This window comes from Streptomyces sp. NPDC059816, assembly GCF_042732055.1.
In the GTDB taxonomy this organism is placed as follows: Bacteria; Actinomycetota; Actinomycetes; order Streptomycetales; family Streptomycetaceae; genus Streptomyces.
Map to the genome: position 1 here is coordinate 62,010 of NZ_JBHWIQ010000001.1, position 26,007 is coordinate 88,016.

Annotated in this window: 24 protein-coding genes; 8 read left to right on the forward strand and 16 right to left on the reverse strand. The window is 71.9% G+C overall.

The genetic code is table 11. The features are described from left to right. Positions 1-20: 20 nt before the first annotated feature. The 5 genes from ftsH to dacB all read right to left on the reverse strand — a co-directional run bounded on the left by ftsH (position 21) and on the right by dacB (position 7,311). Positions 21-2,063 (reverse strand): ATP-dependent zinc metalloprotease FtsH, encoded by a 2,043-nt coding sequence (gene ftsH / locus ACFV88_RS00290; RefSeq protein ID WP_385484150.1) that lies wholly within the window; start codon positions 2,061-2,063, stop codon positions 21-23. A gap of 220 nt (positions 2,064-2,283) precedes the next feature. Continuing rightward, entirely contained in the window at positions 2,284-2,844 is a 561-nt protein-coding gene (gene hpt / locus ACFV88_RS00295; RefSeq protein WP_385484153.1) for a hypoxanthine phosphoribosyltransferase, read from the reverse strand. Between the two features lie 45 nt (positions 2,845-2,889). Next, entirely contained in the window at positions 2,890-3,972 is a 1,083-nt protein-coding gene (gene tilS, locus ACFV88_RS00300) for a tRNA lysidine(34) synthetase TilS (RefSeq protein WP_385484155.1), read from the reverse strand. 363 nt (positions 3,973-4,335) lie between these two features. After that, positions 4,336-5,469 carry a zinc-dependent metalloprotease gene (locus ACFV88_RS00305; RefSeq protein ID WP_385484158.1) on the reverse strand — a complete coding sequence of 378 codons (1,134 nt, stop codon included), beginning with the start codon at positions 5,467-5,469 and terminating at the stop codon, positions 4,336-4,338. Positions 5,470-5,766: 297 nt separating this feature from the next. Continuing rightward, positions 5,767-7,311 (reverse strand): D-alanyl-D-alanine carboxypeptidase/D-alanyl-D-alanine-endopeptidase, encoded by a 1,545-nt coding sequence (gene dacB, locus ACFV88_RS00310; protein WP_385485150.1) that lies wholly within the window; start codon positions 7,309-7,311, stop codon positions 5,767-5,769. Positions 7,312-7,550: 239 nt separating this feature from the next. Here dacB and ACFV88_RS00315 point away from each other — a divergent pair, with 239 nt between their 5' ends. Both ACFV88_RS00315 and ACFV88_RS00320 read left to right on the forward strand, forming a co-directional pair. Next, a complete protein-coding gene (locus ACFV88_RS00315) occupies positions 7,551-8,042 on the forward strand; it encodes an inorganic diphosphatase (protein WP_385485152.1) in 492 nt (163 codons plus the stop codon). A gap of 293 nt (positions 8,043-8,335) precedes the next feature. Continuing rightward, positions 8,336-10,066: a threonine/serine exporter family protein gene (locus tag ACFV88_RS00320; RefSeq protein WP_385484161.1), complete on the forward strand. Its 1,731-nt coding sequence runs from the start codon at positions 8,336-8,338 to the stop codon at positions 10,064-10,066. 331 nt (positions 10,067-10,397) lie between these two features. On the opposite strand, the gene ACFV88_RS00325 is transcribed toward ACFV88_RS00320, so the two are convergent. Continuing rightward, positions 10,398-11,069, reverse strand: a complete 672-nt coding sequence (locus tag ACFV88_RS00325) for a DedA family protein (protein ID WP_385484164.1) — start codon at positions 11,067-11,069, stop codon at positions 10,398-10,400. Positions 11,070-11,280: 211 nt separating this feature from the next. On the opposite strand from ACFV88_RS00325, the gene ACFV88_RS00330 reads away from it, so the two are divergent. Further along, complete coding sequence (locus ACFV88_RS00330; protein WP_385484167.1) at positions 11,281-11,646, forward strand: YbjQ family protein; 366 nt, start codon at positions 11,281-11,283, stop codon at positions 11,644-11,646. A 55-nt stretch (positions 11,647-11,701) separates the two neighbouring features. Here ACFV88_RS00330 and ACFV88_RS00335 read toward each other — a convergent pair whose 3' ends face one another. After that, positions 11,702-11,950, reverse strand: a complete 249-nt coding sequence (locus ACFV88_RS00335) for a hypothetical protein (protein WP_385484170.1) — start codon at positions 11,948-11,950, stop codon at positions 11,702-11,704. Between the two features lie 149 nt (positions 11,951-12,099). Then, positions 12,100-12,858, reverse strand: coding sequence for a MerR family transcriptional regulator (locus tag ACFV88_RS00340; protein ID WP_385484173.1), 759 nt, complete (start codon positions 12,856-12,858; stop codon positions 12,100-12,102). Positions 12,859-13,009: 151 nt separating this feature from the next. Between ACFV88_RS00340 and ACFV88_RS00345 the strand changes: the two genes are divergently transcribed. Beyond that, a complete protein-coding gene (locus ACFV88_RS00345; protein ID WP_385484176.1) occupies positions 13,010-14,422 on the forward strand; it encodes a glutamate decarboxylase in 1,413 nt (470 codons plus the stop codon). Positions 14,423-14,504: 82 nt separating this feature from the next. Here the strand turns inward: ACFV88_RS00345 and ACFV88_RS00350 are convergent, their stop codons facing one another. The 6 genes from ACFV88_RS00350 to ACFV88_RS00375 form a co-directional block, all read right to left on the reverse strand. After that, positions 14,505-15,326 (reverse strand): ABC transporter permease, encoded by an 822-nt coding sequence (locus tag ACFV88_RS00350; protein WP_385484179.1) that lies wholly within the window; start codon positions 15,324-15,326, stop codon positions 14,505-14,507. After that, positions 15,323-16,255 (reverse strand): ATP-binding cassette domain-containing protein, encoded by a 933-nt coding sequence (locus tag ACFV88_RS00355; protein ID WP_385484182.1) that lies wholly within the window; start codon positions 16,253-16,255, stop codon positions 15,323-15,325. The genes ACFV88_RS00350 and ACFV88_RS00355 overlap by 4 nt, the downstream gene beginning before the upstream one ends. Before the next feature lie 141 nt (positions 16,256-16,396). Then, a complete protein-coding gene (locus tag ACFV88_RS00360; RefSeq protein ID WP_385484185.1) occupies positions 16,397-17,038 on the reverse strand; it encodes a PadR family transcriptional regulator in 642 nt (213 codons plus the stop codon). A 49-nt stretch (positions 17,039-17,087) separates the two neighbouring features. Further along, positions 17,088-17,624: a DinB family protein gene (locus ACFV88_RS00365; protein WP_385484188.1), complete on the reverse strand. Its 537-nt coding sequence runs from the start codon at positions 17,622-17,624 to the stop codon at positions 17,088-17,090. Between the two features lie 124 nt (positions 17,625-17,748). Continuing rightward, the gene (locus ACFV88_RS00370; RefSeq protein WP_385484190.1) at positions 17,749-19,215 is read right to left on the reverse strand and encodes an aldehyde dehydrogenase family protein; all 1,467 of its coding nucleotides are present in this window, start codon (positions 19,213-19,215) and stop codon (positions 17,749-17,751) included. A gap of 76 nt (positions 19,216-19,291) precedes the next feature. Further along, on the reverse strand, positions 19,292-20,179 hold the full coding sequence (locus ACFV88_RS00375; RefSeq protein WP_385484193.1) for a helix-turn-helix domain-containing protein: 888 nt from the start codon (positions 20,177-20,179) through the stop codon (positions 19,292-19,294). A 273-nt stretch (positions 20,180-20,452) separates the two neighbouring features. On the opposite strand from ACFV88_RS00375, the gene ACFV88_RS00380 reads away from it, so the two are divergent. Continuing rightward, positions 20,453-20,974 carry an ATP-binding protein gene (locus ACFV88_RS00380; protein WP_385484196.1) on the forward strand — a complete coding sequence of 174 codons (522 nt, stop codon included), beginning with the start codon at positions 20,453-20,455 and terminating at the stop codon, positions 20,972-20,974. 265 nt (positions 20,975-21,239) lie between these two features. Here ACFV88_RS00380 and ACFV88_RS00385 read toward each other — a convergent pair whose 3' ends face one another. Next, complete coding sequence (locus ACFV88_RS00385; protein WP_385485154.1) at positions 21,240-21,461, reverse strand: DUF397 domain-containing protein; 222 nt, start codon at positions 21,459-21,461, stop codon at positions 21,240-21,242. Positions 21,462-21,833: 372 nt separating this feature from the next. Here ACFV88_RS00385 and ACFV88_RS00390 point away from each other — a divergent pair, with 372 nt between their 5' ends. The 3 genes from ACFV88_RS00390 (at position 21,834) to ACFV88_RS00400 (ending at position 24,635) form a co-directional block, all read left to right on the forward strand. Next, the gene (locus ACFV88_RS00390; protein ID WP_385484199.1) at positions 21,834-24,035 is read left to right on the forward strand and encodes an FUSC family protein; all 2,202 of its coding nucleotides are present in this window, start codon (positions 21,834-21,836) and stop codon (positions 24,033-24,035) included. A 101-nt stretch (positions 24,036-24,136) separates the two neighbouring features. After that, positions 24,137-24,301, forward strand: a complete 165-nt coding sequence (rpmG, locus tag ACFV88_RS00395) for a 50S ribosomal protein L33 (protein WP_385484202.1) — start codon at positions 24,137-24,139, stop codon at positions 24,299-24,301. A 79-nt stretch (positions 24,302-24,380) separates the two neighbouring features. Then, complete coding sequence (locus ACFV88_RS00400) at positions 24,381-24,635, forward strand: type B 50S ribosomal protein L31 (RefSeq protein WP_385484205.1); 255 nt, start codon at positions 24,381-24,383, stop codon at positions 24,633-24,635. A gap of 84 nt (positions 24,636-24,719) precedes the next feature. On the opposite strand, the gene ACFV88_RS00405 is transcribed toward ACFV88_RS00400, so the two are convergent. Further along, positions 24,720-25,991, reverse strand: a complete 1,272-nt coding sequence (locus ACFV88_RS00405; protein WP_385484208.1) for a DUF2786 domain-containing protein — start codon at positions 25,989-25,991, stop codon at positions 24,720-24,722. Positions 25,992-26,007 lie beyond the last annotated feature (16 nt).

Sequence of the window (26,007 nt, forward strand, 5' to 3'; positions counted from 1 at the left end):
GTCGCGCCGGCGACGCGCGGTCAGCTGTCCGCGCGGCCTTCCTCCTGCGGGGACGGGGCCTCGGCCGGGGCGACCGGGGTCGCATCGGCCTTGGTCGTCAGCGACGGGGTGGCGCCGCCGGCGCCGTTCGTCAGCGACAGTTCCTTCGGGGAGAGGACCGGCGGACGCGTCGAGGGCGTACGCCGCGAGGAACCCGTCCACGCCGGGCGGGCCGGGCGCTTGATCAGGGAGGAGAAGATCTCGGCGATCTCCTCCTTGCCCAGGGTCTCCCGCTCCAGCAGCTGGAGCACCAGGTTGTCGAGGACGTCGCGGTTCTCGACGAGGATCTCCCACGCCTCGTTGTGCGCGTTCTCGATGAGCTTCTTGACTTCTTCGTCGACGAGCGCGGCGACCTCTTCCGAGTAGTCGCGCTGGTGACCCATCTCCCGGCCGAGGAACGGCTCGGTGTTGTCGCCGCCGAACTTGATCGCGCCCAGACGCTCGGTCATGCCGTACTGCGTGACCATCGCGCGAGCGGTGGTCGTGGCCTTCTCGATGTCGTTGGCCGCGCCGGTCGTCGGGTCGTGGAAGACCAGTTCCTCCGCCGCGCGCCCGCCCAGCATGTACGCGAGCTGGTCGAGCATCTCGTTGCGCGTGGTGGAGTACTTGTCCTCCTCGGGGAGGACCATCGTGTAGCCGAGGGCCCGGCCGCGCGACAGGATCGTGATCTTGTGGACCGGGTCGGAGTTGGGCGAAGCCGCCGCGACCAGGGCGTGTCCGCCCTCGTGGTACGCGGTGATCTTCTTTTCCTTGTCCGACATGATCCGGGTCCGCTTCTGCGGGCCCGCCACGACGCGGTCGATGGCCTCGTCGAGCATGTGGTTGTCGATCAGCTTCAGGTCGCTACGGGCGGTGAGCAGGGCGGCCTCGTTGAGGACGTTGCTCAGGTCCGCGCCGGTGAAGCCGGGGGTGCGACGGGCGACGGCCGAGAGGTCGACGTCCGGTGCGACCGGCTTGCCCTTCTGGTGGACCTTGAGGATCTCCAGCCGGCCCTGCATGTCGGGACGGTCGACCGCGATCTGCCGGTCGAAACGGCCCGGACGCAGCAGCGCCGGGTCGAGGATGTCGGGCCGGTTGGTGGCGGCGATCAGGATGACGCCGCCCTTCACGTCGAAGCCGTCCATCTCCACGAGCAGCTGGTTCAGCGTCTGCTCGCGCTCGTCGTGGCCACCGCCGAGACCGGCGCCGCGGTGGCGACCGACCGCGTCGATCTCGTCGACGAAGACGATCGCCGGGGCGTTCGCCTTGGCCTGCTCGAAGAGGTCACGGACCCGGGAGGCACCGACACCGACGAACATCTCGACGAAGTCGGAACCCGAGATCGAGTAGAACGGCACCCCGGCCTCGCCGGCGACGGCGCGGGCCAGGAGCGTCTTGCCCGTTCCGGGGGGGCCGTACAGCAGCACGCCCTTGGGGATCTTGGCGCCGACGGCCTGGAACTTCGCCGGCTCCTGGAGGAACTCCTTGATCTCGTGGAGTTCCTCGACGGCCTCGTCGGAGCCCGCCACGTCGGCGAACGTCGTCTTCGGGGTGTCCTTGGTGATGAGCTTGGCCTTCGACTTCCCGAAGTTCATCACTCGGGAGCCGCCGCCCTGCATCTGGTTCATCAGGAACAGGAAGACGACCACGATGAGGACGAAGGGCAGCAGGGAGAGCAGGATGCCGAGGAAGGGGTTGTCCTTCGAGGGCTGGACGGTGTAACCGTCGGGGATCTGCTTGTCCTGGTACTTGGCCTGGAGGTCGGCAGCGAGGTCGGCGCCCTGGTCACCGATGTAGCTCGCCTGGACCTTGGTCTGGCCCTCGACCTTCTGGCCGTCCTTCAGCGTGATCTTGATCGTCTGGGAGTTGCCCGTGGTGAGCTGGGCAGACTTCACCTGGTTGTTACTGATGGCCTGGATGACCTGGCCGGTGTCCACCGTCTTGTAGCCGCCGGACGAGCCGACGACCTGCATCAACACGACCACGGCGAGGACGGCCAGCACGATCCACATCACGGGCCCACGGAAGTATCGCTTCACGTCCATCCATACGGAGCGGTGCCGCCCCGTCCCTCCTGCCATAGTGAGTTTGATAAAGACTGTTCTTCGGACGGTACCCCAGCATTGTCACCCGAAGCCGCAGCGTGCTGGTGCCAATCCCGCGGCAATGCCGCGGTGATCCCGCCTCCGCTTGCTCCAACGGCGGGAAGGCCCCGAGGGTTCCCGGGCCCCCCGTCCGCCCGGCCCGGGGGCCGTGCCGAACGGCTCAGCCGCCGTACACGTGGGGCGCGAGCGTACCCACGAACGGCAGGTTGCGGTACTTCTCCGCGTAGTCGAGGCCGTAGCCGACGACGAACTCGTTGGGGATGTCGAAGCCGACCCACTCGACGTCGATCGCGACCTTGGCGGCCTCCGGCTTGCGCAGCAGCGTGCACACCTTGAGGGTCGCCGGTTCACGGGAGCCGAGGTTGGAGATCAACCAGGACAGGGTCAGCCCGGAGTCGATGATGTCCTCGACGATCAGGACGTGCTTGCCCTTGATGTCGGTGTCGAGGTCCTTGAGGATGCGCACCACCCCGGAGGACTGGGTGCCCGCGCCGTACGACGACACCGCCATCCAGTCCATCGTGACGGGGGTGGACAGCGCGCGTGCCAGGTCCGCCATCACCATCACAGCGCCCTTCAGGACACCGACGATCAGAAGGTCCTTGCCCGCGTACTCCGCGTCGATCTTCGCGGCCAGCTCAGCCAGCTTCGCGTCGATCTCTTCCTTGGTGATGAGCACCGACTGGAGGTCGGTGCCCATGTCTTTCGCGTCCACCCGCATCACTTTCGGTCGTCCGAGCCGCTGCCGGGCCCGCCCGGGCCCGGCTCAGCTTTGCCGGATCACCAGTCTGCCACCCTGCCGCTGGGCCACGACCCGGCCGGGGAGATTGATGGCGCCCTGTCCCCGCCAACCGGTGATGAGACGGTCGACCTCCTCGATGTGCCGGGCGAAGAGGGAACCCGCGGGGGCGCCCGCATCGATGGCCGCGCGGCGCAGCACGCGCCGGCGCACGGCGGACGGCAGGGCGTACAACTTGGCGCACTCGAGGAGCCCGGACGGGTCACGGACCGCGCTGTCGGCCTGGGCGGCCCAGGAGTCCAGGGCGTCGGCGTCGTCCCGGGACAGCTGGGCCGTCCGGGCCAGCGCCTCCACGACCCCCTTGCCGAGCGCCTTCTCCAGCGCGGGCAGGCCCTCGTGGCGCAGCCGGGACCTGGTGTAGGCGGGGTCGGTGTTGTGCGGGTCGTCCCACACCGGCAGGTGTTGGACGAGGCACGCCTTGCGGGCGGTCTGTCGGTCGAGGTGCAGGAACGGGCGTCGGTAGCGGCCGGCAGCGCCCGAGACCGCGGCCATCCCGGACAGCGAGCGGATGCCGGAGCCCCGGGCGAGGCCCAACAGGACGGTCTCGGCCTGGTCGTCGCGGGTGTGGCCGAGCAGCACGGCGACCGCCCCGTGCCGCTCGGCGGCGGCGTCCAGGGCGGCGTAGCGGGCGTCCCGCGCGGCGGCCTCGGGTCCGCCGTCGCGGCCCACCCTCACGCCGACGGCCTCGACCGGGGCGAGACCGAGGGCGGTGAGACGGGCGGCCACCTCGTCGGCGCGGGCCGCGGAACCGGGCTGGAGTCCGTGGTCGACGGTGATGCCGCCGGCCCGGATGTCGAGCTTGGGGGCCTCGAAGGCGAGTGCGGAGGCCAGCGCCACCGAGTCGGCGCCGCCGGAGCAGGCGACGAGCACCAGGGGGGAGGAGGTCGCGGCGGTCCGCGGCGCGCGGGGCGTGCGCGAGGGCGTACGGGGTGGGGGTGCGCTGGCGGCCGGGGGTGCGGGGTCCGCGCGCAGATCGTGTTCGGTGAGCAGGTCGTGGAGGACGCGGCGGACCGCCAGGCGTATCGCCGCGACCGCAGGATGGGGACCCATGTCCGGTTCCCTTCGTGAAGTTCGGGGGTGGGGGCTCGGATCTGTCGACCGATCTCCGGGCTGTCCGGGGTCACCGGAACCTCGTGGATCGGGGCGCCCTTCCGGATCGCCGGGATCACCGGGATCTCCGGGCCGACCGCCGGCGTGCTCCCGGGAGTCCCCGGGTGCGCCGCCCGTGATCGTGCTGCCGTTCGGTCTCCGGACGACCGGAACGGGCCGCTGTGCCGCCGCGCCCGGTCACTCAGAGTGTGTCGATGGTGACAGAGCCGAGCCGTTCCCCGAGCATTGCACGCCTGTCAGGGGCTCACGGTCCCTCGGACGGGTGATTGCGAAGGCGTTCCCCTGCCGTCGGCCGCCGGGGGTTCACGCCTCTGCCTTACCGTGCACCCGCGCGATCCAGTCCGCCGGTTTGCTGATCTCCGCCTTGGTGGGCAGCGTGTTCGGGGAGGTCCAGGCACGGTTGAAACCGTCCATGCCGACCTGGTCGACCACGGCCCGCACGAAGCGTTCGCCGTCGCGGTACTGGCGGAGCTTGGCGTCGAGTCCGAGGAGCTTGCGCAGGGCCTGGTCGAGTCGGGAGGCGCCGCGCGCACGGCGCTGCTGGAACTTCTCCCGGATCTCCGCGACGGACGGGACCACCGCCGGGCCCACTCCGTCCATGACGTAGTCGGCGTGCCCTTCGAGCAGCGACATCACGGCCGTCAGCCGGCCCAGGACCTCGCGCTGCGCCGGGGTCTGCACCAGTTCGACGAGCGACCGGCCGCCGTCGTCCTCCTCGCCCTCCGGGCGGCCCCCGGCGAGCGACTGCGCCGCTTCCCTGATGCGTTCGAGGAACGTCATCGGGTCCACATCGGTCTCGGCCAGGAACGTCTGGATCTCGCCCTCCAGATGGTCGCGCAGCCAGGGGACGGCGGTGAACTGGGTCCGGTGGGTCTCCTCGTGGAGGCACACCCAGAGGCGGAAGTCGCGCGGGTTGACGTCCAGCTCGCGTTCCACGTGGACGATGTTCGGCGCCACCAGGAGCAGTCGGCCGCCGCCGTTGGCGCCGGCCGGCAGTTCCCGGGTGGCCGGGGCGAAGGTCTCGTACTGGCCGAGAACCCGGGACGACAGGAACGAGAGCAGCATGCCCAGTTCCACGCCGGTGACCTTGCCGCCGACCGCGCCCAGGACCGCGCCGCCCGGGGTGCTGCCGCGGCGCTCCTGCATCTTCTCCAACAGGGGTTTCAGGATCTCGCGGAAGCCCGCGACGTTCGCCCGGACCCAGCCCGGGCGGTCCACCACCAGGACGGGGGTGTCGTGTTCGACCGGGTGTTCCGGTCCGACCATGCGGGTGTAGTTCCGCACGTGTTCCTCGGACGACTTGGCGTGCCGACGCAGTTCGGCGACGATCGCTCGCGCCTCGTCCCGGCTCACTTCGGGGCCCGGTCGCACGAGTCGGGTCGCGGTCGCCACCGCGAGGTTCCAGTCGACCATCTCCGCACCACCGATGCTCGTCATGCGTCAACGGTACGGGACCCGTGCGGGTCCCTGCGGGGCTTGGGGGGTTCGGGGGGTGGTCGTGGCGGTTCCCCGCGGGTGCGTGGGGTGTTGCCCGCGCAGTTCCCCGCGCCCCCTCGGTGCGTCCCGCTGCGCGTGCGTGGTTCGGCTCGGGTGCGCTGATGGTTCGCGCAGTTCCCCGCGCCCCTATCGGGGCACACCTGTGGCAGCGGCGTCGGAAGGTGCCCCGTCAGGGGCGCGGGGAACTGCGCAACACCACAGCGCACGGCACGCGACCGCGCACGCCCAGCGGAGCGTTTATGCGCAGCCGCAGGCGACGAGCGTCGCGGCCATGCGGTCGAGACGCGACTGCGCGGCAGCGGGGTCCGCCGCGGGACCGTCCGTCATGAAGGAGAACGCGAGCAGCCGGCCGTCCCGGTCGACGACCGTCCCGGCCAGCGCGTGCACCCCCGTGAGCGTCCCGGTCTTCGCCCGGACCAACCCCGTGCCCTCCGCACCCGCACCGGAGGAGTAACGATTTCTCAGAGTTCCGGTGAAGCCGGCGACCGGCAGCCCGGTGAGCGCCGGGCGCAGCTCGGGGCTGTCCGGCCGGGCGGCCCGGGCGAGCAGCGCGGTCAGGGTGCCGGGCGACAGCCGGTCGGCCCGGGCGAGCCCGCTGCCGTCCGCGAACCGCACCCCGCCCAGCGGGACCCCGACCTTGTCGAGCTCCTGCTTTATGGCCGCGCCGCCGCCCTTGAAGCTCGCCTCCCGGCCCGCGGCGATCGCCGTCTGCCGGGCCAGCGCCTCGGCGAGGTCGTTGTCGCTGTACGTGAGCATCCGCTCGACCAGGGCCGCCACGGGCGGCGAGGTGACCGCGGCCACCGCACGGGCGCCGCCGGCCGCCTTCCTGGAGGCCGGTGCGCCCTTGACCTCGACGCCCCGGTCGGCGAGCAGCTCGGCGAACCGGTCGGCCGCGTCCTTCGCCGGGTCCGCGCTGCGGGGCGCGGGGCCGCTGGAGGAGTCGTCGAGGCGTCCCTCGTCCACCATCAGGGCGGTGACGGTGGAGATGTTGTCGTTGCGCCCGATGGGGTGAACCGGGGGCCCGGCGTACAGGGAGGTGTCGTACGCGAGCCGCACCTCGCGGGTGCCGGTCTTCGTCAGGGCGCGCGCCGTGCGGTCGGCGAGGTCGCGCAGGGAGGCGTTGCCGCGGGCGTCCGCGCGCGCGGTGAGGGTCGGGTCGCCGCCGCCGACGAGGACCAGCCGGGCCGGGTCCTTGCCGGCGGCCGGTTCGAGGACGGTCCGGGTGCTGATCCGGTGCTCGGGCCCGGCGGCGGCCAGGGCGGCGACCGCGGTCGCGACCTTGGTGGTCGAGGCGGGGGTGAGCGCGTCGGCGGGGTCCTTGCCCCAGAGCAGTTCGCCGGTGGCCGCGTCCACGACGGCCGCCGCGGTGCGGGTCCCCGGGGGCGCCTCCTTCAGCAGGGGCCCCAGGCGGTCGGCGAGGACGCTGCCGCGCGGCAGGGGGTCACGGGCGTCCGGCACCCCCAGCGCGTCGAGCACTACGGGGGCGCGCGGTGGGACCTTGCGCGCCCGGGCTCCCGAGCCCCCGGCGGCCTCGTGATGTGCGCCACCCCCGGAGCGCAGCGCATCGGCCCAGTCACGTTCCGCCGTACGCTGGCCCGACGCATCCCACGGGCCCGCGATCGCCAGGGATCCGGCCGCCAGCGCCAGACCGGCCACGGCGGCACCCGTCGTGACCTGCCAGGTCCCGAGCTCCGTCGGACGTAGCGTCCGGACCGCGGTGAGCAGCGCCTTCGAGCGCTCCACGAGCCGTCTGACGTGCAGCGACGGCTTCGGCTCCGGCAGCTCCGGCACGACCGACCAGCCCCTTTCGCGATCACACACATGCGTGAGGGACACTTAACCACTGCGTCTTGCCGGGGGTATGACATCCCGGCGGACCCCGACCACCATCCGGGCGGGGGCGGGGGGCCGTACGGCGGTAGCCGCCCCCGGGCGCCGACCGCGTCGGACGCCCCGAGGGGTGGCCCCCGCGGGCGGCAGGGCGTTGTCAGAATTATGGGCTGATCATGGAGGAGCCACCGGTGGAGTTCGACGTCACGATCGAGATTCCGAAGGGTTCGCGCAACAAGTACGAGGTGGACCACGAGACCGGTCGCATCCGCCTCGACCGTCGACTGTTCACGTCGACGAGCTACCCGGCGGACTACGGTTTCGTGGAGAACACCCTCGGCGAGGACGGTGACCCGCTGGATGCGCTCGTCATCCTGGACGAGCCGACCTTCCCGGGTTGTCTGATCCGTTGCCGGGCGATCGGCATGTTCCGCATGACCGACGAGGCGGGCGGCGACGACAAGCTGCTGTGCGTGCCCGCGTCCGACCCGCGGGTGGAGCACCTGCGGGACATCCACCACGTGTCCGAGTTCGACCGCCTGGAGATCCAGCACTTCTTCGAGGTCTACAAGGACCTGGAGCCGGGCAAGTCGGTCGAGGGCGCCGACTGGGTGGGCCGCAGCGAGGCCGAGGCCGAGATCGAGCGGTCCTACGAGCGGCTCAAGGAGCAGGGCGGCCACTGACGGTCGCAGCCGTACGCCAACGGGCCGTGCGTCCCCCATTCGGGGGGCGCACGGCCCGTTCCGTTGGGGGCGCGCATACTGAGCGTGCGCAACGGGACCGCTGTGCGGGAACCGTACGGACCTCCGGGAACGGCAGGACGTGACGGCCCGCTTCCCGGGTACGCGGTCCCCATGCGGCCGTTCCCCGGGCGAGCCCGTACGGCGCCTTCCCCGTGCGGTTCCCGGGTCCGCGTGGAACAAGTGGAAGACGGACGGGAGAGGCGGCACGCGGGCACGGTACGGAGAGGGGTGCGGTGAGCGAGCGGAAGACCCCGGGAGCACGGAACGCCCCGGAGCAGACGGGCCGGTCGGCCTCCGTCGAACCGGGCGGCGGTCCGGTGGACACGAAACCGGTGGCCGACGAGGCGCACAGCGCCTTCAGCCAGCCGACCGGGGTGCAGCCGCAACCGGCGGCGGCCGACGAGGACTCCCAGACGACGTCCGAGTTCACGGTGCCCGAGGGCGTTCCCGAGCCGTCCGTCACCGAAGCCGCCGAGACCGCCGCTTCAGGGGGGTCCGCGTTCAGCACGCCGCGCACCTACCGTGCCAAGACCGCGCCGCCCGCCTTCACGCCGCCCTCCGGGATGCCCCTGGTCCGGCTGACCGAGGAGGCGCCCTGGCAGGACCGCATGCGGACCATGCTGCGGATGTCGGTCACCGAGCGCCCCGCGCCCGAGGCGGTGCAGCGGCACGAGGACGACGCCGGGCCCGCGGTGCCCCGGGTGCTCGACCTGACCCTGCGGATCGGAGAACTGCTGCTCGCGGGCGGCGAGGGCGCCGAGGACGTGGAGGCGGCGATGTTCGCCGTCTGCCGTTCGTACGGGCTCGACCGCTGCGAGCCGACCGTGACGTTCACCCTGCTGTCCATCTCGCACCAGCCGTCGCTGGTCGAGGACCCCGTGACGGCGTCCCGCACGGTGCGCCGGCGCGGCACCGACTACACCCGGTTGGCGGCCGTCTTCCGGCTGGTGGACGACATCAGCGATCCGGGGCACGAGGTGTCGCTGGAGGAGGCGTACCGGCGGCTCGCGGAGATCCGCCGCAACCGGCACCCCTACCCCGGGTGGGTGCTGACCGCGGCGAGCGGGGTGCTGGCGGGCTCGGCCTCCGTCCTCGTCGGCGGTGACCTGCTGGTGTTCGTGGCGGCGGCGGTCGGCGCGATGCTCGGGGACCGACTGGCGTGGCTGTGCGCGGGGCGCGGGCTGCCGGAGTTCTACCAGTTCATCGTGGCGGCGACCCCGCCCGCCGCGATCGGGGTGGCCCTCACCCTCGCCCACGCGGAGGTACGGGCCTCGGCGGTGATCACCGGCGGACTGTTCGCGCTGCTGCCCGGACGGGCGCTGGTGGCCGGGGTGCAGGACGGGCTCACCGGCTTCTACATCACCGCGGCGGCCCGGCTGCTGGAGGTCACATACTTCTTCGTCGGCATCGTCACGGGCGTGCTGCTGATCCTGTACTTCGGGGTGCGGTTCGGTGCGGAGCTCAATCCGGACGCCGCGCTGTTGGTCATCGAGCGGCCCCTCTGGCAGATCGCGGCGTCGATGATGCTGACCCTGGCCTTCGCGGTGCTGTTGCAGCAGGAGCGGTCCACCGTGCTCGCGGTGACCCTCAACGGGGGCGTCGCCTGGGTCGTGTACGGGGCGATGCACTACGCGGGCGGGATCTCGCCGGTGGCGTCCACGGCGGTGGCCGCGGGGCTGGTGGGGCTGTTCGGGCAGTTGCTGTCGCGGTACCGGTACGCGTCGGCGCTGCCGTACGTGACGGCGGCGATCGGGCCGCTGTTGCCGGGGTCGGCGACGTACTTCGGGCTGCTGGGGATCGCGCAGAACGAGTTGGACGCGGGGCTGGTGTCGCTCACGAAGGCCGCGGCGCTGGCCATTGCGATCGCCATCGGGGTGAATCTCGGGTCGGAGGTGTCGCGGCTGTTCCTGCGGGTGCCGGGTGCGGGGGCGCGGCGGGCCGCGAAACGTACGCGCGGCTTCTAGTGGACCCGTTCGCGGCGGGTGGCGCTTTCCCCTGCGGGTGCGCGGTCCTGATCGGGTGCGTCCCGCTGCGCGTGCGTGGTCCTGCGGGCGTGCGCTCCGGATTCGCGCAGTTCCCCGCGCCCCTATCGGGGCCCGCCTGTGGCCCGACGGCATCGGAAAGTGCCCCGTCAGGGGCGCGGGGAACTGCGCGAGCAGCCACGACGCACCCGCACGGAGCCACGCACCCGATCAGGGGCGCGGGGAACTGCGCGAACCCTCGGCGCACCCGAGCCGGACCGCACACGCCGAGCAGGACGTACCCAAAGGGGCGCGGGGAAATGCGTGGGAACCGCTAGCGGTCAGCGGTTTTGTCGGGGTTCGGGGCCGGGACGGGCCCCGCAGCCCCACGCTTCCTCCGGGCACGGAGGAACTCGACGACGATCGGGACGACCGACAGCAGGACGATCCCGATGAGCATCAGCTCGATGTTCTCGCGAACCCACTCGCGCTTGCCGAGCCACGCCCCGAGGAGCGTGACCCCCGCGCCCCACAGGACACCGCCGATGACGTTGAAGGTGATGAACGAGCGGTACCGCATCCCGCTGACGCCCGCGATGATCGGCGTGAACGTCCGCACGATGGGCACGAACCGCGCCAGCACCAGCGACTTGGGACCGTGCTTCTCGAAGAACTCGTGCGCCTTGAGCACGTTCTCCTGCTTGAAGAAGCGGGAGTCCGGCCGGTTGAAGAGCGCGGGGCCCACCTTCTTGCCGAAGAGGTAGCCCACCTGGTCGCCCGCGATCGCCGCGACGCAGATCAGGGTGCAGATCAGCCACAGGTCCATGGTGAGCGTCCCGGTGGTCACCAGGAGGCCCGTCGTGAACAGCAGGGAGTCCCCCGGCAGGAAGAAGCCGAAGAAGAGGCCGGACTCGGCGAAGACGATGATCAGCAGGCCGTAGATCCCGAACTCGTTGAGCAGGAAGTTCGGGTCCAGCCAGCTCGGGCCGAGCGCAAGCGTCGTCACGGTGGTGGGCTCCTGAGGGGTGAGGGGGGGCAACGGGCGGGCACGGTGCGGGCCCAAGCTACCAACGCCCGACCGTCACGCACCGTCGTCGGAGCCCCCTCAGGATGCACCCACCGGCGAGCCGGGCAAAGCTGGGCAGGGAGTATTAAAAGAACACCAGGCACATCAGCCACACCAGCCACATGGATCGGCACGACGACAGGGAGTGAGTGTGGGCATCGATGAGTACGGGGGCGGGTTGAACCCCCAGTCGGACGTCCTCGTCGTCACGACGAACGACGTGCCGGGTCACCGGGTGGACCGGGTGATCGGCGAGGTCTTCGGCCTCACCGTGCGCTCGCGGCACCTGGGCAGCCAGATCGGCGCGGGACTGAAGTCCATGATCGGCGGCGAGCTGAAGGGCCTCACCAAGACCCTGGTGGAGACCCGCAACCAGGCGATGGAGCGGCTCATCGAGCAGGCCCGCGCCCGGGGCGCCAATGCGGTCCTGATGTTCCGCTTCGACGTGACGGAGGCCGCCGACGTCGGTACCGAGGTGTGCGCGTACGGCACGGCCTGCGTGATCGCCCCGCTGTGACCGCCCGGCGGCACCGTGGTGGAGCCGGGCGGCGGTGCGGGGTGCGGACCGGCGACTACTTCCAGACCCACAGCTGGTAGGGCGCGAAGGAGTCGCACCGCCACCGGTCGATGAGCTGCATCTGCGGCGAGGACAGGTAGGTGCCGATCTGCACGCAGTGCGCGTACGACGTGTGCGGGCCGAAGGTGACCCAACCGGTGGCGCCCGGCGGGGGCGCGGCGTGCGCGGTGGGGGCGGTGAGCAATCCGGCGGTCGCCAGGGACACGGCGACCGCGGCGGTGGAGAGCGTTCTGCGCAAGGACACGGTGCACACTCCTTCTTCACCAGTGCCCGCCGGAGCCACTGCTCCGGCGGGTTGCGTGAAGCATCCCGCCGCGCGCCCCCCGGGACAACGGGAAGCGCACGTTCCCATTCGTTCGGCGCCCCCCCCGGGTGGCGGGGCGCGCCGGTGCCTCACACGTGCCGGGCGGCGTTCGCCAGCATCGCGTCCCGCAGGTAGCCGGCGAGCCCCGGTTCGATCGCCTCGTACGTGGCGGTGAACCGCTCGTCGGCCACGTACATCTCGCCGAGCGCCACGTGCATCTCGTAGCCGCAGGCGTAGGACGTGTCGGAGATGAACCGGCGGTGGTCCTCGGCGACGTCCATCGCGGCCGGCGAGTCGGCCTCGACCCCCTGGACCAGCAGGTCCCCCATCCTGCGGTGGATCGCGGCGAACTCGCGGCCGACCCGCGCCCAGTCGTCCTTGGTGTACGCGCCGGTCCTGCGCCGCGACTCGCGGTGGGCTTCGGTGCCGCCCCAGCGTTCTTGGACCTCCTCCTCGTGGGCGTCCGGGTCGAAGTCCCCGAACACCTCGAACTTCTCTTCCGGTGTCAGGTCGATGCCCATGCTCCGTGCCTCCATTGCGGTCTCCACCGCGGCCGCCATGAGCCGCAGTCGGTCGATGCGGGCGGTGAGCAGGTCGTGCTGGCGCCGCAGGTGCTCGCGCGGGTCCGCGTCCGGGTCGTCCAGCAGGACGGCGACCTCCTCCAGCGGGAACCCGAGTTCCCGGTAGAAGAGGATCTGCTGGAGCCGGTCGAGATCGGCCTCGCCGTAGCGGCGGTGCCCCGCGGGGCTGCGCTCACTCGGTGGGAGCAGCCCGATCTCGTCGTAGTGGTGCAGCGTGCGCACCGTGACCCCGGCGAACCCGGCGACCCGCCCCACGGAGTAGCTCATGCCCCCGCCCTTCCTCGTGACGTCTCCCACGGTGCCTCCTCACGTCGCGTTAGGTGCAAGCCGGTCCTACGGTGGTGCATGGGCCCCCGGCGCGCGGCCCCCGTGGGACGGCCCCCACGCCCACGGCTCCCCACACCCACCGGAGGCGACCGTGTCGCTGCACCGAGGTGCCGATCAGTCCGCCGGGCGCAGCCTGTCGGTGAACCCCTTCTACGGTGACGCGAACCCGCTGGGCGACATGCTCGACGCACCGCCGGCGCACCGGTTGCCGGACGGTCCGCTGTCCCCGACGGCCGCCTACCAGCTGGTGCACGACGAGCTGATGCTCGACGGCAACGCGCGGCTGAACCTGGCGACCTTCGTCACCACCTGGATGGAACCGCAGGCCGGGGTGCTGATGGCCGAGTGCCGCGACAAGAACATGATCGACAAGGACGAGTACCCGCGGACCGCCGAACTGGAGCGGCGGTGCGTGGTGATGTTGGCCGACCTGTGGAACGCCCCCGATCCGGGCACCGCCGTCGGCTGTTCGACCACCGGTTCCAGCGAGGCGTGCATGCTGGCCGGGATGGCGCTGAAGCGGCGCTGGGCCCTGCGCAACGCCGACCGCTACCCGTCCCCGCAGGCGCGTCCCAATCTGGTGATGGGCGTCAACGTGCAGGTGTGCTGGGAGAAGTTCTGCACCTTCTGGGAGGTGGAGGCCCGCCAGGTCCCCATGGAGGGTGACCGCTTCCACCTCGATCCGGCCGCTGCGGCGGCGCTGTGCGACGAGAACACCATCGGGGTGGTGACCGTGCTGGGCTCGACCTTCGACGGCTCCTACGAGCCGGTGGCCGAGGTGTGCGCGGCGCTTGACGAGCTCAAGGAGCGCACCGGTCTCGACGTTCCGGTCCATGTCGACGGGGCCTCCGGGGCGATGGTCGCGCCCTTCCTCGATCCGGAGCTGGTGTGGGACTTCCGGCTGCCGCGGGTCGCCTCGATCAACACGTCCGGGCACAAGTACGGGCTGGTGTACCCGGGGGTGGGCTGGGCGCTGTGGCGCTCGCCCGCCGAGCTGCCCGAGGAGTTGGTCTTCCGGGTGAACTACCTGGGCGGGGACATGCCGACCTTCGCGCTGAACTTCTCCCGGCCGGGCGCCCAGGTGGTGGCGCAGTACTACACCTTCCTGCGGCTGGGCTTCAGCGGCTTCCGGGCGGTGCAGCAGTCGACGCGGGACGTCGCCCGGGGGCTCGCCGAACGGATCGAGGCCCTCGGTGACTTCCGGTTGCTGACCCGGGGCGACCAACTGCCGGTGTTCGCGTTCACCACGGCCGACGAGGTGCGGGCGTTCGACGTGTTCGACGTGTCGCGACGGCTGCGGGAAGGGGGCTGGCTGGTGCCCGCGTACACCTTCCCCGCCCACCGGGAGGACCTGGCGGTGCTGCGCGTGGTGTGCCGCAACGGGTTCTCGGCGGACCTGGCGGCGCTCTTCATGGCGGACCTGGAGCGGTTGCTGCCGGAGCTGCGGCAGCAGGACGGCCCGGCGGTGAAGGACCGGGCCGCCGCGACGGGCTTCCACCACTGAGCCGGGCCCACCGGGCCGGACCGGTGCGGTGGGGGAACGGCCGTCGCAACCCCCGGCCACCTGGGGCCGTCGCGGCCCTCGGCTATCTGCTGAGCGCCCCGAACCTGCGGACGGCCAGCGGGAAGAACACCACGAGCAGGGCCAGCGGCCAGAGCACGGCCAGGAGTGGTGCGTGTTCGGCCGCCCAGCCCATCGTTTCTGCCTCCGCCGCCGGGCCCGCCGGGCCGCCGGCGGCCCCGAACAGGTCCCGCACCGCGGTCGCGGTCGCCGACATCGGGTTCCACTCGACCACCGCGCCCAGCCAGGACGGCATCGCCCCGGGCGTCGCGAACGCGTTGGACAGGAACCCGAACGGCCAGACGAGCACCTGCACCGTCTGCACGAGTTCCGGGCGCCCCGCGACCATCGCGAGGTGGATGCCGAGCCACAGCATCGCGAACCGGAGCAGGAGCAGCAGCCCGAGCGCGCCCAGGAAGCCCGCGAAGGTGCCGTGCGCCCGCCAGCCCACGGCGAGGCCGACCGCGAGCATGACGGTGAGCGCGGCGAGGGACTGGAGCATGTCGGCGACCGCCCGCCCCACCAGGACCGCGCCGTTCGCCATCGGCATCGAACGGAAGCGGTCGATCACGCCCTTGTTGAGGTCCTGGGTGACCGCGATCATGGTCGACTCCAGGCCGAACGTCATGGAGAGCACCAGCATCCCGGGCAGCAGGTAGGTGAGGTAGTCGCCCTCTACCGCGCGACCGCCGCCGACCAGGTAGCCGAACATCAGCAGCAGCATCACCGGGAACAGCAGCCCCACCACGACCTGGACCGGTCGTCGGGCCCAGTGCGCCAGTTCGCGTCGGGTCATGGTCCAGCAGTCGGTCAGTGCCGGGGCGACGCCCGTCCCCTGTCGGCTCATGCCGTCGCCCCCTTCGTCAGGTGCAGGAAGACCTCGTCGAGGGTGGGCCGGCGGATCGCGACGTCCTCCGCCTCGATGCCGGACCGTTCCAGTGCGCGTACGGCCGCGGTGAGCGCGGCCATCCGGTCGATCACGGGCACGCTGGCCAGTCGGCGGTCCGGGTCGACCGTGGCCCCGTCCGGCAGCAGCCGCGCCACGGCGTCGAGTCGGGTGCCGTCCCGTACGACGACGTCGAGCCGGTCGCCGCCGGCGCGTGCCTTCAGCGCGTCGACCGTGCCGTCGGCGATCACCCGGCCGCCGTCCACCACCGAGACGTGGTCGGCGAGTTGGTCGGCCTCCTCCAGGTACTGGGTGGTGAGCAGGACGGTGGTCCCACCGCCGACCAGGGCGCGCACCGAGTCCCACACCTCGGCGCGGCCCCGCGGGTCGAGGCCCGTGGTGGGCTCGTCCAGGAAGAGGACCTCGGGGTCGGTGATCAGGCTCGCGGCGAGGTCGAGCCGGCGCCGCATGCCGCCGCTGTACTGCTTGACGGGTTTGCTGCCGGTGTCCGTGAGCCCGAACCTGGTCAGGAGTTCCCCGGACCGTGCGCGTGCTCCCCCGGCGCCCAGGCGGTACAGCCGGCCGAACATCTCCAGGTTCTGTCGGCCGCTCACCTCTTCGTCCAGCGCTGCGTGTTGGCCGAGCAGTCCGATCCTGCGGCGGACGGCGTCGGCTTCGGTCCGCACGTCGTGCCCGGCCACCGTGACGCGGCCCGCATCGGGCCTGAGCAGGGTGGCGAGGATGCGCACCAGGGTGCTCTTGCCCGCGCCGTTGGGCCCGAGGACGGCGTGCACGGTGCCCCGGGCCACCGTCAGGTCGATCCCGCCCAGCGCCCGTTTCGCGCCGTACTTCTTCTGCGCCCCCTGGACCACGATCGCGTCATGACTCACCGAACCCCCACTAATCAAGCTTGACTACTTGGTCGATCGGTGAAGGTACTGCCCGCGAGGGCGACTGGTCAAACTTGATTAGCAGAATTCTTTCTCGGCGGCCCACTCCGGGGTTCGATTCCGCACGGAGGGCGCCCTACGTCAGCGACGGTCCCCCGGGTGCACCTCGCCCGTGGCGTACGGATTGGCCTCGCCCTCCGCGAGCACGCCCACGAACGGCTCCCCCTCGCCCGCGAAGGCGTAGGCGCCGCCCTCGATGCGTCCGATCAGCTCCCGGGTCCACTGAGCGCCCCCGTCGGCCGAGTGGAGCCAGAAGTTCATGATCTCGCCGATGTGCTGGAACTGTCCGGGCCCCTTCTCGGGCGCGTAGTACTCCAGCACCGCCGCCCGCCACTCCTCGATGGCCCGCACCCGCCGCCCCAGCAGTTCCACGACCTCGCCGCGGGGCAGGGAGACCATGAAGCCGAGGGCCGCCGACAGGACGTCCGGCTTCTGGTCGTACGAGGTCAGCGCCTCGCGCAGCAGGGCGAAGAACTCCTCGTCGCCGCGCGGGGTCACCTCGTACTCCACCCGGGGCGGGCCGCCGACCGTCGAGGGCGCCACCTCGTGCGCCAACAGCAGCTCCTGCTTGGCCATCTGCTTCAGCGCGTGGTAGATCGACCCCGGCTTGGCGTTGGACCACTCATGGGCTCCCCAGTACTCCAGGTCGTTGCGCACCTGGTAGCCGTGGGCCCGCCCGTGGCCGCGGACCGCACCGAGGACGAGCAGCCGGATCGCCGACATCCCACACCCACCGCCTTCAACGGAACTCTGCTGGTCAACTTTGACCAGACTAACCCCGTTCGGCTGCGACCAACGCGAAAGCCGTCTTCCCGTCCAGGGACTCACGGATGATGTCGGCATGTCCCGCGTGCCGGGCCAGTTCCTCCACCAGGTGCAGCATCAGCCAACGCATCGACACCGCAGCGTCCTTGGGGAACCAGGGGGCCTCCGGCAGCGGGAAGGTGTCGTCCAGGCTGGGCACCGACCGGAGGAACTCCTCGGTCTCCTCGGCGACGCCCGCCCAGTGGGCCAGCGTGCCCGCCACGGTCTCGTCGCCCACCAGCCGGAAGCCGTTCTGCCAGTCCTCTTCGGTCTTGATCTGCTCGTTCGGGCGCTGCTGGGCCATCCGCAACCACGACAACTCGGCTCCGGCGGCATGTTTGACCAGCCCCGACAGCGAGAGTTCACTGGCGCTCGGGACGCGGGCCGCCTGCTCGTCGGTGAGGCCGAGCACCGCGCGCCGCAGCGCCCCGCGCTGGGCCTCCACGAAGGCGAGGAGCGCACCGCGCTCGTCGCCGTGGGCTTCCGCAGATACATGAGTGACCATGAGTGCCGCCTCCGAGTGATGCCGTTCCTGCTGGACATCTCCCACACTAGGCAGCCATGAGGTCAGCCACGGTCCTAAATGAGTCAGGGAGGCGAAGCAGCCGACGCGGACGCGGGGGGATGGTTCAGAACGGGAACGGGGGGCGTTCGCGCTGTACGGAGATCCACTTCCAGGTGGTGAACGCCTCGATCGTCGCCTCGCCGCCCAACCGGCCGGGCCCCGAGTGCTTCTGGCCGCCGTAGGCGACCAGCGGATCGTCCTGGATGGTGCTCCCGTTGACGTGGAACATGCCCGTGTCGACGCGCCGGGCGAACGCCACCCCGCGCTCGGCGTCGGCGGTGTGCACGGCCCCGCCGAGCCCGTAGGGGGTGTCGTTGACGATCCGGACCGCCTCGTCCTCCCCGTCGAAGGGGATGAGCAGGGCGACGGGGCCGAAGACCTCCTGCCGCAGCAGCGGGGAGTCCGCGGGCAGGCCGGTGAGGACGGTCGGCTCCACCAGGTTGCCCACCGTGGAACCGTGCACCAGCGCGGTGGCCCCCTCGGCGAGCGCCTGGTCCACCAGGTTGCCGAGGGCCTCCGCCTGGAAGTCGTTGATCACCGGGCCGATGTGGGTCGCCGGATCGCGCGGGTCACCGACGCGCAGCGCACGCACCCGGGCCAGGAACCGCCGGGTGAACTCGGGCTCCAACCTGCGGTCCACCAGGATGCGGTTGGCCGCCATGCAGACCTGGCCCTGGTAGACGTAGCGGCTGAACACCGCCGCGTCCACGGCGTAGTCGAGGCCCTGTTCGTCGAGGTCGTCCAGCACCACCAGGGCGCTGTTGCCGCTGAGTTCGAGGACGCAGCGCTTGAGGTGGCTCGCGGTGACGGCGGCGACGTGGCGGCCCACCCGGTCCGATCCGGCGAACGACACCACCTTGGGCACCGGGTGCTCCAGCAGCGCGTCACCGATCTCCGCGATGTCGGTCACCAGGACGTTCAGCAGCCCGGCCGGCAGCCCGGCCTCGGCGAAGATCCGGGCGATCAACCCGCCGCCGACCACCGGGGTGTTCTGGTTCGGCTTGATCACCACCGCATTGCCCAGGGCGATCGCGGGTGCAACGGACTTGAGGGTGATCAGGAAGGGGAAGTTGAACGGACTGATCACGGCGACGACGCCCACCGGGACGCGGTAGAGGCGGTTCTCCCTGCTCTGCTCCGTCGAGGGCAGGATCTGCCCCTCGGGACGCATGGCCAGGTGGATCGCCTCGCGCAGGAACTCCTTGGCGAGGTGCACCTCGTGCTCCGCCTTGGCCCGGGTGCCGCCGAGTTCGTCGATGATCGCCTCGACTATCTCGCCCTCGATGTCCTCGGTGATCCGCAGCGCCCGCTCCAGCACCCCGCGACGCGCGTAGGGGCCGGCCTGGGCCCACGCCGGCTGGGCCCGCTCGGCGGCCCGGTAGGCGGCGTCGACCTCGACGCGCGTGGCGACGGTCAGGGAGGCCAACTTCTCGCCGTTGTACGGGTTGAAGTCGATGATGTCCCAGGAACCGCTGCCCGTCCGCCACTCACCGTCGATGAACTGGTGGGCCAGGTCAGTGAAGAAGGACATACGATCCCCAACCGCAGAAGGCATGCGCGGGCGCCGGTGCCCGATGAGACGTCTGAGACGTCATCGTACTGGTGTCTTACGACAATTGGAGCAGTCCACGGAGCAGGTCCCGGGTGTCCGACGGACCGGGGCTGTCCGCCGTGAGCTGTTCCATGACGTTTGCGTACTGTGTGACCTCGTCCGGCTTGTCGACGTAGAGGGCACTGGTGAGCTGTTCCAGGTACACCACGTCGGAGAGGTCCGACTCGGGGAAGCTCAACATCGTGAAACTGCCACTCTCGCCGGCGTGCCCGCCGAAGCTGAACGGCATCACCTGGAGGGTGACGTTGGGCCGCTCCGACACCTCGATGAGGTGCTGGAGTTGGCCGCGCATCACCTGGCGGTCCCCGTACGGCCTGCGCAACGCCGCCTCGTCCAGCACCACGTGGAAGGTCGGGGGGCGTTCGGCCACCAGCACCTTCTGCCGTTCCAGGCGCAGCGCCACCCGGCGGTCGACGTCCGCCCGGCTCGCCCCGCCGCGCGACACCACGGCGTGCGCGTACGCCTCGGTCTGGAGCAGACCGTGGACGAACTGCACCTCGTAGACGCGGATCAGCGAAGCGGCGCCCTCCAGTCCCACGTACGTCTGGAACCAGCCCGGCAGCACGTCCGAGTAACTGTGCCACCAGCCCGTGACGTTGGCCTCCTTGGCGAGGGCGAGGAGCGGCCCGCGCTCCGCGTCGTCGGTCACTCCGTAGAGGGTCAGCAGGTCCTCGACATCCCTGGCCTTGAAGCTCACCCGTCCCAACTCCATGCGGCTGATCTTCGATTCGGAGGCACGAATCGAGTACCCGGCCCGCTCCCGGGTGATCCCGCGCGACTCCCGCAGGCGCCTGAGTTGCGAACCCAGCAGGATGCGGCGCACCACCGAGCCACCCCCGGCGCTCTGGCCCTGGGGGTCTCCCCATGACTCGCCTGCGGTCACTTCGTCAGCCTCCCCAACGTCTTCAGGTGGCGAAGTCTGCCACTAAAACCTTCCAGCCCGTACTCATTCGGTTACGGAAAGGGGAAAGCGGGCGCGGGGGCACGACGAGAAGTACGCGGAAGAAATCGTTGCCAAGGCATATGGTCCAGTCCAAAACCGGCTCGTGCACGTGCATCTGCCCTTGCATCTGCTGTACGCATTGGGAACCATGGTCGACGCACCACCGAGCAACCGGAGTACCGCCACGGCCGCGAATCCACGGGAGTGCCTCGCATGGGGACGAACGGATCGACCATGCTGGAGCCGTTAAGGCAGGGGCTTCCCCCCATCGACCCGACGGCGGTGTCCAGCGCCACCTCGTGTGCGCTGTCCGCCCGTTACGAGGCGGTCGGCGAAGCGCGGCGGTTCACCCGGCGCACGCTCACCGAGTGGCGCGCGGACGAACGCTTCGACGACGTCTGTCTGGTCGTGTCGGAACTCGTCACCAATGCGATGCGCCACGCGCTTCCGCAGGACGCCCGCCCCGGAGAAGTTCTTCCGGTGCGGCTCCATCTGATGCGCTGGACGCAGCGGTTGGTGTGCGCGGTGCGCGATCCGAGCGACGCGACGCCCGTCCCCGGCCACTCGGGGCTGCTGGGTGCCGCGGGTCCGGGGGACGGTGACCATCCCGAGGAGTTCGCCGCCGAGTCGGGGCGCGGACTGTTCCTGGTGGACTCCTTCAGCGACAGCTGGGGGTGGCACCCGCTGACCGCCGCACCGGGCGGCAAGGTCGTCTGGGCGCTGTTCCGCCTCTGAAGGCTCCGGTGCGGTCCGTGACCCTCACCCGCGCAGTTCCCCGCGCCCCTATCGGGGCGCACCCGCACGGGACCGCGTACCCGCAGCAGGACGCGCCCGATCAGGGGCGCGGGGAACTGCGCGAAGCAACCGCGCACGCGCAGCGGAACGCACCAAAGCACGCGCACCGCGCGGACGGTTCGCTTTCCGTCCGCACACGTCGACGGGGACGCCACCCACCGCGCCGAACTCCCGTTCCGCGCGGCGGCGAACCGTGCGCGGAAGGTCAGGAACCCGCTACCAGGTGGTCGAACTCGCCGTCCTTGACGCCCAGCAGCATCGCCTCGATCTCCGCGCGCGTGTAGACCAGCGCGGGGCCGTCGGGGAAACGGGAGTTGCGCATCGCGACCGCCCCGTCCGGCAGCCGGGCGAACTCCACACAGGACCCCTGCGAGTTGCTGTGCCGGCTCTTCTGCCACACCACCCCTTGAAGCTGTGTGGCGGCCATGCCGTTGGACACGTCATGCACGGGTCGCTCCCAGTGGCGCAGAGGCTGAAGTGGCGTTTGCTGCAACGGTCAACTGACCCGGATCATAGCTGTGTTTCACGTGCACGCGCGCAAGCATATGCACGTGCACGCGGGGTGGTGTCACGACTACGGACCATGATCATGTTCCGACCCGTCGATCGAGGGGGGTGCCACCGCCCATCGGACGGCCGTCACCCCATCTGACATGCATACGTCACCCGATATCCATGATCGAGGGCCGGGCACCACCACCGCAGGCCGAATTCGCGTCACCTCCACTCGTGGGACAAGACGCGGCCCGGCCCGATCCTGTTGCGCCGTGCCCGGCGGCGGCCTCCCTATCCTGTGGCCGTGAGCTGGCTCCGGGCACTGCGGGTGTCCGCCCGATCCGGGTTGACCATCGAGCGGAAACGGCTGGAACCGCTCCTTGCGCTGCGCGCCGCCGGTGGGCTCGCCCTGGTCATCGCCCTCGGGCTGTGGACCCTGGGACCCGTCGCCGCCGTGAGCTCCGCCTTCGGGGCGTTCCAGGCGGCCATCGCCACCTTCCAGCGCAGTTGGCGCCCGAGCCCCGAACTGGCGGTCGTCTCCGGCGCGAGCCTCGCCGTCTCCAGCTTCCTCGGGTACGTCACCCGGCCGCACCTCGGGCTGTTCCTCGCGCTGCTGGCGGCCTGGACCTTCCTCGCCGGTCTGACCTGGGCGGTCGGCCCCACCATCGGGCTGATCGCCTCCACCAACGTGGCGATCATGCTGATCACCATCACCCTGCCCACCTCGGTCGCCCAAGCGGCCCTGCACGCCGCGATGATGGTCCTCGGCGGGCTGGTGCAGGCGGCGCTGCTGGTGCTCTTCCCGATCCGCCGGTGGGGCGCCCAGCGCGACGCCCTCGCGGACGCGCTCGCCGCCGTGGCGGACTACGCGCGGCGCCTGCGGAACGACCCCGTGGCCCCCTTCGACCCGCGCCCCCTGATGGAGGCGAGGGCCGCCGCCGCGGTGACCGCCCGACAGGCCCGCCGCCGCCCCGCCGAGCTGCACGGCACCCGCCCCCTGGCGGAACGCGTCCGCCCGGTACTCGCCGCACTGGCCGACCCGGCGCTCGGGGTGCCCGCGCAGGGGCCCGGGCGGGACCGGGTGCGCGAACTGCTCGCCGCCGCCGGCGCCGTCCTGGACGCCACCGCGCACGCCGTCCGCAGCGCCGCCCCGGTGCACGTGCCGGCCTGGGCGGTGGCCGCGTTCCGCACCCCCGACACCGGTGCGCTGCTGTCCGGGCCGGCCCGGCGGGCCGCGCTCCGGCTCGGTGCGCTGCTGGACGAGATGGCGCAGGTCGCGGCCGGCGCGGGCACGGACACCGCACCCGCCCAAGGGGGCGACCGGGGTGCGCTGGTGCGGCCCTCGCTGACGGAACTCGCCCCCGCGGCCGTCGCCACCGTGCGCCGCGAGCTGCGACGGGGCTCCCCCGTCCTGCGGCACGCGATCCGGGTCACCGTCGTCACCTGCGTCGGGTACCTGGCCGGGGCCCTCCTCGACCTGGGGCACGGGTACTGGGCCCCGCTGACCTCCGTGATGGTGATGCGCCCCGATTTCTCCCAGACGTACGTACGGGCCGTAGGCCGGTTCGGCGGCACCCTGCTCGGGGTGGCGCTGGCCACCGCACTGGTGCAGTCGGCCCGGCCCGGCAGCCTCGCCCTCGGGGCGCTCGCCGTGCTGTGCGCCGGGCTGATGTACCTGCTGCTGCGCACCGGACAGTTCGCCGCACAGGCGTGCGTCGCCGCGTACGTCGTCCTGCTGCTCGGCATGGGCGGCGAGGGCTGGACCCAGACGGTGCCGGAACGGGTGCTGCTGACCCTGTTCGGCGGGCTGCTCGCGATGCTGTCGTACGCGCTCTACCCGGCCTGGGAGACGCCCCGGCTGCGCTACCGGCTCGCCGACTGGCTCACCGCGGTGGGCCGGTACGCCGCGACCGTCCTGGAGCGGTACGCGGTCCCGGCCGGGCCGGGGGAACCGGCCCGGCCGCTGGCCCGCAGCGGCGACCCGGGCCAGCGGGTGCGGGAAGCGCTGCGCGACGCCCGCACGGCACGCGCCGCGTGGCACGACTCGGTGGAACGGGCCGCCGTCGAGCCCGTGCGGCACCGGGGCCCGGCACCCGAACGGACCGAGGCCGCCGAGGAGGCGCTGGCCCGGGTCGGCCGGGCGGCGATCCTGCTGGAGGCGCTGCTCCCGGAGCGCGGCAGCACCCCCGTACCGGAGGCCGCGCACCTCGCCGACGTGCTGCGCACCACCGTGGACGGGGCGGCCCGGGCGGTGCGCGAGCGACGGGTCCCCGACTGGGAGCCCCTGCGGGCGGCGCTCGGCGCGCCCCCCGACGTACCGGGGACGGGGCCCGCACGCGCCGAGGAGTACGTGCGGCACGGGGCCCGGCTGCTGCTGGCGGCCCTGGAGGACTTCGGCAGCGCCCTGGACGGCGGGAAGGACGTGCTGCCCGCGGGAACTCAGCCGGTGCAGCGGGCCGACCGGACCGACGGCGAGCCCCCGGGCGCGGGGCGACGCACGGGCTGACCTGCGAGGCGGCGCACTGCGCGACCGTACGGAGCGAGCGCGAGGCGGGTACGGATCGCAGCATACTTGAAAACGGTATTCATTTTCAGTACAGTAGCGGCATGGCTCGCAACGAACTCCGTCCGATCATCAAACTCAGGTCCACGGCGGGCACCGGCTACACGTACGTGACCCGCAAGAACCGGCGGAACGACCCCGACCGACTCTCACTGCGCAAGTTCGACCCGGTCGCGGGCCGCCACGTGTCGTTCCGCGAGGAGCGCTGACCGACACCGCAGACCCGGCCCCGTAGCCCCATGGCAACCGGGCACACCCCGTCGTCCCGGGAAGGACACAGGTACCGCCATGAAGCCCACCATCCACCCCCCGTACGGGCCGGTCGTCTTCCGCGACCGGGCCGCCGGCCACGCCTTCCTCACCCGGTCCACCGCGACCAGCGACAAGACGGTCGTCTGGGAGGACGGCGCCACCTACCCGGTGGTCGACGTGGAGATCTCCAGCGCCAGCCACCCCTTCTACACCGGCACCGCGCGCGTGCTCGACACCGCGGGGCGCGTGGAGCGCTTCGAGCGCCGGTACGGGCGGCGCGCACCGCGTTGACCTCGGCTCACGCCGCACCACGACGGCCCCGGAGCGCTCACCTCCGGGGCCGTCGCACGTCCGCGCCCGGGGCCCGTGCGGCAGTCAGTCGCGGCGCCGGTCCACCGCCCGGCCGCGCTCCCCGAGGGACACCTCGTCCGCCGCCCGGGTGCCCTCGTGCCAGCCCGCCTCGTCCGTCACGCCCCGCAGCCGGGTGCTGGTGGTCCGCGGGAACAACCGCTCCGCGTGGTCGGTCACGGCCACCTCGCGGGCCGCGAGCACCGGCAGGGAGTCCGGCGCCTCGGCGGTGACCCGGCGGGCGGTCACCGTGAGGCGGTCGCCCACCCGGTGGGCGTAGGCGGCGAGGAACGACTGACGGAAGGTCTTCGTCCGTTTCCGTCCGGCGGCCCGCTGCCCGGCCTCCGCACGGGTCATCGCCGTCGTCCCCTGGACCAGCAGCGAGGTGTACAGCAGCTCGACCGCGTCCAGGTCGGAGGCGAAGCCGACCACCGTGGAGAAACCCAGCTCGCCGTTCCAGACGGCACGGCAGTGGTTGGCCGTGGCGACGGTGTCCAGCAACACGGCCTTCGCCGTCTCGTACGGGGCGTCCACCCCGATCCGACAGGCCCCGGGCGCCGTCTTCGCCCGGGTGCGGGACGCCAACAGGGCCTCGTCCACGCTGTGTCGCGCCATGAGCTCCTGGGCCTTCGCGCTGAGCGCCTCCGCCTCTTCGGGGAACGTCGTCGCCTCCGCCTTCGCCAGCAGCGCCCTGATCCGCCCCAGCGCCTTCGGCTCCCCGGCCACGGGGGCGGGCAGCGGGTCCCCGGGGACGGGCCCGACCGGCTCGATCGCGGGCAGCCGCAGCAGCAGCCGGTACAGCTCCAGGACGGCGGTGGCCCACGAGAAGCGGTCCGGGTGGTCGCGCAGCGAACGCGCAGCCCCGCCGGCCACCGGGTCCGCCCCCGCGCCGTCCGCCTCGTCCAGGGCGCTCAGCTGTTCGTCCCAGCGCGGCGGCAACCGTTCGTAGCGCGCGGTCTCGCCCAGGACGAGGCGGACCGCGAGGCGGACGTGCGGCTCGTCCAGCTCCCGGCGCACCCACCGCACCACATCGGCCGGCTGCCAGCCGCGACGCCAGGCACCGCTGACGAACTCCCGCCCCCTACGCACGAGTTCGGGGTCGGCGTCCGGAGCGGCGGCGAGCAGCGAGGCCCCGGCGTCCAGGCCGGCGTCCCCGTCGACGTACAGGGCCGCAGCGAACGCCCGGCTGACCACGTCGTCGCCGTCCGGCCCGATGCCCTGGCCCCGTTGGCCGTCGGCCGCCGAACCGGCACCGCGGCCCGCGGATCGACCCCGGGGCCGGTCGCGTCCCGTCGTCATCGACGCGCCCCCGCCG

What these genes read in the sequence shown, in the direction of transcription:
- ftsH (WP_385484150.1), bottom strand. Translation starts at nt 2,063, where the DNA reads ATGGACGTGAAGCGATACTTCCGTGGGCCCGTGATGTGGATCGTGCTG.
- hpt (WP_385484153.1), bottom strand. Translation starts at nt 2,844, where the DNA reads ATGCGGGTGGACGCGAAAGACATGGGCACCGACCTCCAGTCGGTGCTC.
- tilS (WP_385484155.1), bottom strand. Translation starts at nt 3,972, where the DNA reads ATGGGTCCCCATCCTGCGGTCGCGGCGATACGCCTGGCGGTCCGCCGC.
- ACFV88_RS00305 (WP_385484158.1), bottom strand. Translation starts at nt 5,469, where the DNA reads ATGACGAGCATCGGTGGTGCGGAGATGGTCGACTGGAACCTCGCGGTG.
- ACFV88_RS00340 (WP_385484173.1), bottom strand. Translation starts at nt 12,858, where the DNA reads ATGAGCTACTCCGTGGGGCGGGTCGCCGGGTTCGCCGGGGTCACGGTG.
- ACFV88_RS00350 (WP_385484179.1), bottom strand. Translation starts at nt 15,326, where the DNA reads ATGAGCCGACAGGGGACGGGCGTCGCCCCGGCACTGACCGACTGCTGG.
- ACFV88_RS00360 (WP_385484185.1), bottom strand. Translation starts at nt 17,038, where the DNA reads ATGTCGGCGATCCGGCTGCTCGTCCTCGGTGCGGTCCGCGGCCACGGG.
- ACFV88_RS00365 (WP_385484188.1), bottom strand. Translation starts at nt 17,624, where the DNA reads ATGGTCACTCATGTATCTGCGGAAGCCCACGGCGACGAGCGCGGTGCG.
- ACFV88_RS00370 (WP_385484190.1), bottom strand. Translation starts at nt 19,215, where the DNA reads ATGTCCTTCTTCACTGACCTGGCCCACCAGTTCATCGACGGTGAGTGG.
- ACFV88_RS00380 (WP_385484196.1), top strand. Translation starts at nt 20,453, where the DNA reads ATGGGGACGAACGGATCGACCATGCTGGAGCCGTTAAGGCAGGGGCTT.
- ACFV88_RS00385 (WP_385485154.1), bottom strand. Translation starts at nt 21,461, where the DNA reads ATGGCCGCCACACAGCTTCAAGGGGTGGTGTGGCAGAAGAGCCGGCAC.
- rpmG (WP_385484202.1), top strand. Translation starts at nt 24,137, where the DNA reads ATGGCTCGCAACGAACTCCGTCCGATCATCAAACTCAGGTCCACGGCG.
- ACFV88_RS00400 (WP_385484205.1), top strand. Translation starts at nt 24,381, where the DNA reads ATGAAGCCCACCATCCACCCCCCGTACGGGCCGGTCGTCTTCCGCGAC.
- ACFV88_RS00405 (WP_385484208.1), bottom strand. Translation starts at nt 25,991, where the DNA reads ATGACGACGGGACGCGACCGGCCCCGGGGTCGATCCGCGGGCCGCGGT.